The following is a 10,222-nucleotide window of genomic DNA, read 5'->3' on the forward strand; positions in this document are numbered from 1 at the left end:
CTTTTCTCCTGCTGATTTAGTCTTTGGACTCTGCTGCTTCAGTTGATTCGCTTACCGGAACACGACTGTGCTGGTTCGATCCAGCAGTACGCGGTGTTCACAGTGCCATCGGACGGCGCGTGAGAGTGCGAGGGCTTCAGCGTCCCGGCCCACTGTCGAAAGGGCAGTGGGGCCGTAGCTGTGATCGACCCGGATAACTTCCTGCTCGATGATCGGTCCCTCGTCCAGATCCGCAGTTACATAGTGCGCGGTGGCCCCCACGAGCTTCACGCCACGGTCGTAGGCCTGGTGGTAGGGCCGTGCGCCCTTGAAGCCCGGCAGGAACGAGTGATGAATATTGATGGCCCGGCCTTCCAGGGCCCGGCACAGATCGTCGGAGAGCACCTGCATGTATCGGGCGAGCACCACGAGGTCGATGTCATACTCGTCCACCAGTTCCAGCAGTCTCGCTTCGGAGTCTGCCTTCGTCTCTGGAGTGACCGGAACGTAGATGAAGGGAAGGCCTGCCGCATCGGCCATGGCGCGGTGTGTCTCATGGTTTGAAACCACAAGGACGATGTCACCGCCGAGGCTTCCGCCGCGCCAGCGGAAGAGCAGGTCATTCAGGCAGTGGCCGAATTTCGAGACCATGACCAGGATGCGCTGCTTGGTTTCGTCGTGAAAGCCGAACTTCATGTCGAAGCGGTTTGCGATCGCGCTGAACTCTTCGTTGAGCCTTTCGGGTGTGTACTCGGAGGAACCCGAGAACGCAGTGCGCAGATGCAGTGTCTGACGGAGGCCGTCGTCGAACTGCTGGTGCTCGTCGATGTTGAACCCACGCTCAAAGAGGAACGTGGTGACCGCCTGGACGATGCCGGCGCGTTCGACGCACGACAGCGTGAGAACGAACTTCCTCGTCTGTTCCTCCGCGCGGGCCTCCGGCTGGGCAAGCGTGCTGGTGGATGAATCTGATGCCATGAGGGTCATCTCTCCTCCTTTAGATATATTCCAAAAATCCATACTGATATATTAGATTCGGCAATCAGCGTATACTGGTGAGAGGGGCGGGGTCAATAGTCTCGCCATTCGGGATAAGAGGGGTTGGCGTTATGGTTTTTGAGGCTCTTGCGGTCGACGACGAGACCGCCAGAAAGTCATTGGCAGACGTAGCGTACGAGAACATCAGAGACCGGCTGTTGATGTTGAACATCCGGCCGGGGGACCTCCTCAATGACGACCAGCTCGCGAAGGATCTTGGCGTGGGACGGACTCCGGTGCGTGAGGCGCTCAAGCGGCTGGAGCTGGATCGCCTCGTTGTTTCCTACCCGCGGAGGGGCACGTTCGCCACGCGGGTTGAAGTCACCGACCTCGCGTTCATCTCGGAGATTCGCACACAGCTCGAACCCCTTGCCGCCGCCCGGGCGGCCCGGGTGGCAACCGAAGCCTCGCGGGAACAGCTGCGGGCAGTTATGCGTGCAGTCGAGGAATTCGATACCGGTGCCGCGTCCATCGTGGAAACCTTGCGGCTCGATGCCCGGGTTCATCAGGGTATATACGCTGCGGCTGCCAATCCCCATCTGGAGGATGTCCTGATCCGCTACGACAACCTCGCAACCCGCATCTGGTGCATGGTTCTGGACCGGCTTCCGGACCTGTCTCATCACGTGCGCGAGCACGTGGACCTCCTGCGTGCCGTCATTGGCGGTGATGAGGCGAAATCCGCCGAACTCGCCAGGGCTCACGTCACCGGTTTTGAGCATGCCGTCCGCGAGGCTCTTTTCGCCGCGTAGGCCGGCCCACACTCCGTCTGTAGAGGGTGTTGACAGCTACGACCGTCGATAGCATACTTGAGCCACACAACTAATATATCAAGAGGATATTAGAGCTGACTTAGGAGAAACGATGGTCGAGATTCTGACCCGCTCGCTCACAGAGACCGATCCCGAGATCCACGCCGCCGTGGAGCAGGAACTGCTACGACAGCAGAACACTCTGGAGATGATCGCCTCTGAAAACTTTGCTCCTACTGCCGTTATGGAGGCGCAGGGGTCCGTCCTGACGAACAAGTACGCGGAGGGTTACCCCGGCAAGCGTTACTACGGTGGCTGTGAGCACGTCGATGTTGTGGAGCAGCTTGCAATCGACCGCCTCAAGTCGCTGTTCGGTTCCGACTTTGCCAACGTCCAGCCTCACTCCGGTGCGCAGGCCAACGCGGCTGCGATGTTCGCCCTCATCCAGCCCGGAGACACCATTCTCGGGTTGAACCTCGCGCACGGCGGGCACCTGACCCATGGCATGCGCATCAACTTCTCCGGAAAGCTCTACAAGGTCGTCCCTTACGGAGTCCGCGAAGAGGACATGCTGATCGACATGGCCGAGGTGGAACGCCTGGCTGTCGAGCACAAGCCGCAGCTGATCGTCGCCGGCTGGTCTGCATACTCCCGGCAGTTGGATTTCGCCGAATTCCGTCGTATCGCCGACCTCGTTGGTGCTTACCTGATGGTGGACATGGCGCACTTCGCCGGACTGGTGGCAGCAGGTCTGCACCCGAATCCCGTCCCGCACGCACACATTGTCACGAGCACCACGCACAAGACACTCGGCGGTCCGCGCGGGGGAATCATCCTCACCAACGACGCAACCATCGCGAAGAAGGTCAACTCCGCAGTCTTCCCCGGCCAGCAGGGCGGCCCGCTGGAACACGTTATTGCCGCAAAGGCCGTCGCTTTCAAGCTGGCAGCCGAGCCAGAATTCCGGGACCGCCAGGAGCGCACCCTGGAAGGTGCCCGGATTATCGCGCAGCGGCTACTTGCTGATGACGTAGCCGAGAACGGTGCGACTGTCGTCAGCGGCGGCACCGAAGTGCACCTGGTCCTGGTGGATCTGCGTAACTCGGAGCTGGACGGGCAGCAGGGCGAGGACCGGCTGCACCGCATCGGGATCACCGTCAACCGCAACGCCGTCCCGTTCGATCCGCGCCCCCCGATGATCTCCTCGGGCCTGCGCGTCGGCACGCCGGCTCTGGCCACCCGAGGTTTCGGCGCGGCTGAATTCAGCGAGGTGGCGGACATTATCGCCGCAGCCCTCAAGCGCGAGTTCAGCGACGAGACCGCGGCAGCACTCCGACAGCGGGTTGAAAACCTGGCTGAGAAATTCCCCCTGTACCCCAACCTCTCCGCTCAAAAGATCAAGGTAGCGTAATGGCTGATCTCCTCCCGGAGCACCCGGATTTCCTCTGGCACAATCCCGAGCCCAAGTCCTCCTATGATGCAGTCATCATCGGCGGCGGCGGACATGGCCTTGCCACTGCCTACTACCTGGCCAAGAACCACGGCATGACCAACATCGCCATCCTTGAAAAGGGCTGGCTGGCTGGTGGCAACATGGCCCGCAACACCACGATCATCCGTTCCAATTACCTCTGGGACGAGAGTGCGGCCATCTACGAGCACTCGCTCAAACTGTGGGAGCAGCTCCCGGAGGAGCTCGAGTACGATTTCCTCTTCAGCCAGCGCGGTGTCCTGAATCTGGACCACACGCTGCAGGATGTCCGTGATTCCACGCGTCGCGTCAACGCCAACAAGCTCAACGGCGTCGATGCTGAGTGGCTGGACATTGACCAGGTCAAGGAAGTCTGCCCGATCATCAACACGAGCGACAAGATCCGCTACCCGATCCTGGGCGGCACGTTCCAGCCGCGCGCGGGCATCGCGAAGCATGACCACGTGGCCTGGGCCTTCGCACGCAAATGCGATGAACTCGGCGTGGACATCATCCAGAACTGTGAAGTCACAGGCTTCATCAAGGACGGCAACAAGGTCACCGGCGTCAAGACCAACCGTGGCACCATCAACGCAGGCAAGGTTGCGTTGTGCGCAGCCGGTCACTCCAGCGTTCTGGCCAAGATGGCCGGCTTTGACCTGCCCATCCAGTCACACCCGCTGCAGGCGCTGGTTTCCGAACTGCATGAAATGGTCCACCCGACCGTCGTGATGTCCAACCACGTGCACGTCTACGTTTCCCAGGCGCACAAGGGCGAACTGGTCATGGGCGCGGGAGTCGATTCCTACAACGGTTACGGCCAGCGTGGATCCTTCCACGTGATCGAGAACCAGATGGCTGCCGCCGTCGAGCTGTTCCCGATCTTCGCCCGTGCCCACCTGCTCCGGACCTGGGGCGGCATCGTGGACACCACGGCGGATGCCTCTCCGATCGTCGGCAAGGCCCCGGTTGAGAACATGTACGTGAACTGCGGATGGGGAACCGGCGGCTTCAAGGGAACGCCCGGAGCGGGCTGGAGCTTCGCCGCGACAATCGCCAATGACGAGCCCCACCAGCTCAACAAACCCTTCGGGCTTGAACGCTTCGTCACCGGTGCGCTCATCGATGAGCACGGCGCAGCCGCCGTGGCCCACTGAAAGAAGAGACGGCATGATACAGATCCAGTGCCCCAACTGCGGGCCACGAGACGAAACCGAATTCCACTACGGCGGACAGGCCCATGTGGAGTATCCGGCAGACCCCCACGCGCTCAGCGACGAAGAATGGGCACGCTACCTCTTCTACCGCGAGAACACGAAAGGCCAGTTCGCTGAACGCTGGTCGCACGCAGCCGGCTGTCGCAAATGGTTCAACGCCATCCGCGACACAGTCACCTACCGGATCTCGGCCGTCTACCCTCCGGGTGGGGCCCGTCCCGACATCACGAACGCCCAAGCCGATAGCACCGGCCCCATTGCTGGAGGGACCAAATGACACCTCAGCCTCACCGCGTCGCCGAAGGCGGCCGGATCGACCGTTCCCAGGAGCTGGCCTTCACCGTGGACGGCAAGGAATACACCGGTCACGCCGGTGACACCCTTGCCTCCGCCCTGCTCGCCAATGGAGTTATTGAAACCGCTCCCTCCCTGTATCTGAGCCGGCCTCGCGGCATTCTCTCCGCCGGCATCGAGGAACCCAATGCGCTGGTGAAGGTTCATCACCGCGGCCAGGGCGGCGTGAACGAGTCGATGCTTCCGGCCACGACGGTGGAGCTGACCGACGGACTCTCCGCCGAGTACCTCTCCGGCCTGGGCCAGCTGGATCCGGCCGATGATACGGCCGTCTATGACAAGAAGTACGTCCACACCGACGTCCTGGTCATCGGAGCCGGACCCAGCGGGCTGGCCGCTGCCCGCGCTGCCGCCGTCACAGGTGCCCGCGTGATCCTCATCGACGACCAGCCGGAACTGGGCGGCTCGCTCCTGTCCGCGCCGGGCACCACGATCGATGGACAGAGCTCCGTCGAATGGATCAATTCCGTTCGGGCTGAGCTGGAGGCCGCCGAGGAAGTCACCATCCTTTCCCGCACCAACGCCTTCGGAAACTACGACAGCAATTACGTGATCGCCCTCCAGAGCCGGACGGACCACCTCGGGCAGGCTGCAGCTGCGCCCGAGATGTCACCGGTCTCCCGTCAGAGACTCTGGCACATTCGCGCCCAGCAGGTGGTTGTTGCCACTGGCGCACATGAGCGTCCCATCGTTTTCAGTAACAACGACCGTCCAGGTGTCATGCTCGCCTCGGCAGTCCGCACCTACATCAACCGTTACGCCGTGGCGCCGGGTGCCCGAGTGCTTATCAGCACCAACAACGACAGCGCGTATGACCTGGTCAGCGACCTCCAGCGTGCAAACATCAGCATCGCGGCGATCGCAGATGCCCGGCCTGAAGCGTCCCCCGCGGCCCGGGCCGCTACGGACCAAGGAATCCGGGTCCTGCTCGGCTCCGTTGTCGCGGACACCGTGGGCAACCCGCGCGTCAGCGGTGCCGTCGTGCGATCGCTCAATGACGACGGCATTGCGTACGGGCCGGTGGCGGAAGTCGCCTGTGATCTGGTTGCCGTTTCAGGCGGCTGGAGCCCGGTCACCCACCTTCACAGCCAGCGCCAGGGCCGCGTCCGCTGGGACGACAGCCTGGTTGCATTCGTGCCGTCCGATGCGGTGGAGGGCCAGCAGATAGTCGGATCGGCCGCGGGCAGCTTTGCCACGGAGGATTGCCTTGCGGAAGGCGGCCACGCAGGATCGGTGGCAGCGTTCAACGCCGGCTTCGTCAACGAGATGGGCGCCCATGCCCTCGCGGTTTCCTCCCACCCGCCTGTGGCGCAGGGTCCGACCCGGCCGCTGTGGCTCGTCCATGACGAAAACTCGCAGCTCGGGGACCTGAGCGAGCACTTTGTGGACCTGCAGCGCGATCAAACAGTTGCAGACGTGCTTCGGGCCACCGGCGCCGGAATGCGTTCCGTGGAACATATCAAGCGCTACACCTCCATCAGCACCGCCAACGACCAGGGAAAGACCTCCGGTGTCAACGCAATCGGCGTGATCGCCGCAGCGCTGAACGGCGGAGCGACCCCGGGCGAAATCGGTACCACGACCTACCGTGCTCCTTACGCTCCGGTGGCGTTCGCGGCGCTGGCGGGTCGCGAACGAGGCGACCTCTTCGATCCGGCACGATTCACTTCGATCCACCCATGGCACGTCGCCCAGGGCGCCGAGTTCGAGATCGTGGGCCAGTGGCTGCGTCCCTGGTACTACGCACAGCCGGGTGAAGACATGGATGCTGCGGTTGCGCGCGAGTGCGCTGCAGTGCGGGATTCGGTGGGCTTCATGGACGCCACCACGCTGGGCAAGATTGAGATCTGGGGCAGCGATGCCGGTGAGTTCCTGAACCGCATCTACACCAACGCTTTCAAGAAGCTCGCACCCGGTTCCGCCCGTTATGGAGTCATGTGCACTCCGGACGGCATGATTTACGACGACGGCGTGACCCTGCGCATCGACGAAGGCCGTTACTTCATGACCACCACGACAGGCGGCGCCGCAAAGGTTCTGGACTGGCTTGAGGAGTGGCTCCAGACCGAGTGGCCGGAGCTGGACATGAATTGCACCTCGGTGACTGAGCAGTGGAGCACCATCGCAATTGTCGGCCCGAAGTCCCGTGAAGTGGTCGCCAAGCTGGCACCGGAGCTGGACGTTTCCAACGATTCGTTCCCGTTCATGACCTTCCGGGAGACCACCCTCGCCTCGGGGATCCCTGCGCGTGTCTGCCGTATCTCCTTCTCCGGTGAGCTGGCCTTCGAGATCAACGTCTCGGGCTGGTACGGACAGCAGGTGTGGGAGGACGTGGCAGCCGCCGGTGCAGAGTTCAACATCACCCCCTACGGCACCGAAACCATGCACGTACTTCGCGCCGAGAAGGGCTATCCCATCGTCGGGCAGGACACTGACGGCACCATTACACCCCAGGATGCCGGCATGGAATGGATCATTTCCAAGGCCAAGGATTTCGTGGGCAAGCGCTCCTACTCACGCGAGGACACCAAGCGCACTGACCGCAAGCACCTGGTGAGTGTGCTTCCTGTGGACAAGCACATTCGGCTCCCCGAGGGAACCCAGCTTGTCGAGGAGGGAGCCATCGAGAAGGCCGGAGCGGGTGCTGTTCCGATGGTCGGACATGTCACGTCCAGCTATCACAGCCAGGCGCTGGGTCGCTCATTTGGCCTGGCGCTGATCAAAAACGGCCGCAACCGCATCGGGGAGACCCTTGTGGCTCCGGTAGGCGACCAGCTCGTCGACGTCACCGTCGCCGAAACCGTACTTTACGATCCGGAAGGGAACCGCCGAGATGGCTGACACGCTCCTTGAGAACACCAGTACCACTGATCACGCCGCCTTGCGGCGCAGCCCGGCAGGCCATCTGGCAGCTGCCTTCGCCGACGCGAGCGTGGACGGCCGGCGCGGAGTAAGCCTTCGCGAGGTGCCGTTCCAGACGATGGTCGGTTTGAGGGCGACGCCACAGAGCGAGGGCGCGCATCGGCTCGAGGAGGTCCTCGGGGCGCAGCTCCCGGACCGGCACGGTCTGGTCACAACGGGGTCCGGACGCTCTGTCCTCTGGCTGGCGCCGGACGAGTTCCTTGTGGTTTCGGATGAAGCTTCCGAGCATCTTGTCCTTGCGCTGCAAAAGGCGCTTCAGGGTTTTCCGGGCTCGGTGCTCGATCTCTCCGCCAACCGGACCACTTTTGAACTGACCGGTCCGTCGGCCAGGGGCGTCCTGGAGAAGGGATGCCCAGTGGACCTTCACCCCCGGGCCTTCAAGGAGGGCACAGCGGTGAACACGAATATCGGGCACGTTCCGGTGATCCTTCGGAAGGTGGAGGCGGAGACTTTCCGGCTCTACCCGCGGTCTTCCTTCGCGGACTACCTGGGCCGGTGGCTTGTCGATGCCATGGCTGAGTACAAAGCACCGGAGATAAGTTAATGGCGCTGAGCACGCTGGACCTTTTCTCGATCGGAATCGGCCCGTCGTCCTCACACACCGTTGGCCCCATGCGTGCCGCCAAGCGGTTCACTGACGTTCTGGCAGCAGAGGGGCTGCTGGAACAGGTGACCCGCGTTCACTCCCAGTTGTTCGGTTCCCTCGGCGCCACCGGTCATGGCCATGGATCCGGCAAGGCCGTGGTTCTCGGTCTGCAGGGGGAAACCCCCGAAACGGTGGACACCGACCGTGCCGACGAGATCGTGGCCGATGCAGCCAGACAGGGGAAACTGAATCTGGCCGCTGTACGGCCGATCGGGTTCGACATGGATGCGGACGTTATCCTCCATCGGCGCAAATCCCTGCCTGCCCATCCGAACGGCATGACGTTCACCGCCCAGAAAAGCGATGGGTCGGTGCTCAAGGCTGCGACGTACTATTCGGTGGGCGGCGGGTTCGTCGTCGACGAGCAGGCTGCAGGTGCGGACCGCATCGTTCAGGACACCACTCCGCTCCCGTATCCGTTCACAACCGGCGGCCAGCTTCTCGAGCATTGCCGCCGGGAAGGGCTGCGTATCAGCGACATCATGCTCGCAAATGAGCTGTCCTGGCGGAGCGAGGATGCACTGCGCAGCGAACTGCTGCATATCTGGTCCGTCATGAAGGAATGCGTTCAAAACGGATGCGAGCGTACCGAACCGGTCCTGCCCGGTGGACTGCGCGTTCCGCGGCGAGCCCCCAGGTTGTACGCCGCGCTGTCCACCCGCACGGATGATACAGACCCGATGCGTGCAATGGACTGGGTGAACCTTTTCGCGTTGGCGGTCAATGAAGAGAATGCCTCAGGCGGCCGCATAGTGACCGCACCGACCAACGGCGCCGCAGGCATCGTCCCGGCAGTGCTGCATTACTACGAGAAGTTCATTCCGGGAGCGAGCGAGGACGGCATCGTCCGCTTTCTCCTCGCGGCGGCCGCGGTGGGCATTCTCTTCAAGGAGAATGCCTCCATCTCCGGCGCCGAGGTCGGCTGCCAGGGCGAGGTCGGATCGGCGTGTTCCATGGCTGCAGCGGGTCTCTGCGAAGTCCTGGGAGGCACACCGGAGCAGGTTGAGAATGCTGCCGAGGTGGGCATCGAGCACAATCTGGGGCTGACGTGCGATCCCGTCGGCGGTTTGGTGCAAATCCCTTGCATCGAACGCAATGCCATTGCCAGTAACAAGGCCATCAACGCGGCGCGCATGGCGATGCACGGCGACGGATCACACAAGGTCTCCCTCGACAAAGCAATCAAGACGATGAGGGAAACCGGTGCTGACATGAAAGTCAAGTACAAGGAGACCTCGCGGGGCGGGCTCGCGGTCAACGTCATCGAGTGTTGATCCGGACACTTGCCTGTCTACCGGGTGTTCGCGGACACCCGGGCTTCCTCCCACCATTCCAACGCCTGGCTCTACAGGCATACCGTTCCCATGGAGCAAGACTTGACCCTTAGACCACTCCCTTATGAACACATGGCCACCGGCAGCAGTCGTGTTAAGCGCGGGATGGCGGAAATGCTCAAGGGCGGCGTCATCATGGATGTTGTCACCGCGGAGCAGGCCCGCATCGCCGAGGATGCCGGCGCTGTTGCCGTCATGGCGCTTGAGCGGGTTCCCGCTGATATCCGCGCCCAGGGCGGGGTTTCCCGGATGTCTGATCCGGACATGATCGACAGCATTATTGAGGCTGTGTCCATTCCGGTGATGGCCAAGGCCCGTATCGGTCATTTCGTTGAGGCGCAGGTGCTGCAGTCCCTGGGCGTTGATTACATTGACGAGTCCGAGGTGCTCACGCCGGCGGATTTCACCAACCACATTGATAAGTGGAAGTTCACTGTTCCCTTCGTGTGTGGTGCCACCAACCTGGGGGAGGCGCTGCGCCGTATCAATGAGGGGGCGGCGATGATCCG

Annotated in this window: 9 protein-coding genes; 8 read left to right on the forward strand and 1 reads right to left on the reverse strand. The window is 62.6% G+C overall.

Annotation, left to right across the window (positions count from 1 at the left end; genetic code table 11):
• Positions 1-51: 51 nt before the first annotated feature.
• Positions 52-966, reverse strand: a complete 915-nt coding sequence (purU, locus tag AC4D2M_RS11785) for a formyltetrahydrofolate deformylase (protein ID WP_490892064.1) — start codon at positions 964-966, stop codon at positions 52-54.
• A 122-nt stretch (positions 967-1,088) separates the two neighbouring features.
• On the opposite strand from purU, the gene AC4D2M_RS11790 reads away from it, so the two are divergent.
• The 8 genes from AC4D2M_RS11790 to AC4D2M_RS11825 all read left to right on the forward strand — a co-directional run.
• Positions 1,089-1,769, forward strand: coding sequence for a GntR family transcriptional regulator (locus tag AC4D2M_RS11790; protein ID WP_490892065.1), 681 nt, complete (start codon positions 1,089-1,091; stop codon positions 1,767-1,769).
• A 112-nt stretch (positions 1,770-1,881) separates the two neighbouring features.
• A complete protein-coding gene (gene glyA / locus AC4D2M_RS11795) occupies positions 1,882-3,180 on the forward strand; it encodes a serine hydroxymethyltransferase (protein ID WP_490892066.1) in 1,299 nt (432 codons plus the stop codon).
• A complete protein-coding gene (locus AC4D2M_RS11800) occupies positions 3,180-4,397 on the forward strand; it encodes a sarcosine oxidase subunit beta family protein (RefSeq protein WP_490892067.1) in 1,218 nt (405 codons plus the stop codon). Before glyA ends, AC4D2M_RS11800 begins: the two co-directional genes overlap by 1 nt.
• 13 nt (positions 4,398-4,410) lie before the next feature.
• The gene (locus AC4D2M_RS11805; protein WP_490892068.1) at positions 4,411-4,734 is read left to right on the forward strand and encodes a sarcosine oxidase subunit delta; all 324 of its coding nucleotides are present in this window, start codon (positions 4,411-4,413) and stop codon (positions 4,732-4,734) included.
• Positions 4,731-7,652 carry a sarcosine oxidase subunit alpha family protein gene (locus AC4D2M_RS11810; protein WP_490892069.1) on the forward strand — a complete coding sequence of 974 codons (2,922 nt, stop codon included), beginning with the start codon at positions 4,731-4,733 and terminating at the stop codon, positions 7,650-7,652. The genes AC4D2M_RS11805 and AC4D2M_RS11810 overlap by 4 nt, the downstream gene beginning before the upstream one ends.
• On the forward strand, positions 7,645-8,277 hold the full coding sequence (locus AC4D2M_RS11815) for a sarcosine oxidase subunit gamma (protein ID WP_490892070.1): 633 nt from the start codon (positions 7,645-7,647) through the stop codon (positions 8,275-8,277). The genes AC4D2M_RS11810 and AC4D2M_RS11815 overlap by 8 nt, the downstream gene beginning before the upstream one ends.
• A complete protein-coding gene (locus tag AC4D2M_RS11820; protein WP_490892071.1) occupies positions 8,277-9,653 on the forward strand; it encodes an L-serine ammonia-lyase in 1,377 nt (458 codons plus the stop codon). Before AC4D2M_RS11815 ends, AC4D2M_RS11820 begins: the two co-directional genes overlap by 1 nt.
• A gap of 132 nt (positions 9,654-9,785) precedes the next feature.
• Positions 9,786-10,222 (forward strand): beta/alpha barrel domain-containing protein (locus AC4D2M_RS11825; RefSeq protein WP_490892072.1); only part of this gene is annotated, 437 nt, incomplete at its 3' end.

This window comes from Arthrobacter sp. TJ-270 (genome assembly GCF_058269075.1).

Bases quoted from the DNA above. Each gene is read 5' to 3' on its own strand.
- purU (WP_490892064.1), bottom strand. From the start codon at position 966: ATGACCCTCATGGCATCAGATTCATCCACCAGCACGCTTGCCCAGCCG.
- AC4D2M_RS11790 (WP_490892065.1), top strand. From the start codon at position 1,089: ATGGTTTTTGAGGCTCTTGCGGTCGACGACGAGACCGCCAGAAAGTCA.
- glyA (WP_490892066.1), top strand. From the start codon at position 1,882: ATGGTCGAGATTCTGACCCGCTCGCTCACAGAGACCGATCCCGAGATC.
- AC4D2M_RS11800 (WP_490892067.1), top strand. From the start codon at position 3,180: ATGGCTGATCTCCTCCCGGAGCACCCGGATTTCCTCTGGCACAATCCC.
- AC4D2M_RS11805 (WP_490892068.1), top strand. From the start codon at position 4,411: ATGATACAGATCCAGTGCCCCAACTGCGGGCCACGAGACGAAACCGAA.
- AC4D2M_RS11810 (WP_490892069.1), top strand. From the start codon at position 4,731: ATGACACCTCAGCCTCACCGCGTCGCCGAAGGCGGCCGGATCGACCGT.
- AC4D2M_RS11815 (WP_490892070.1), top strand. From the start codon at position 7,645: ATGGCTGACACGCTCCTTGAGAACACCAGTACCACTGATCACGCCGCC.
- AC4D2M_RS11820 (WP_490892071.1), top strand. From the start codon at position 8,277: ATGGCGCTGAGCACGCTGGACCTTTTCTCGATCGGAATCGGCCCGTCG.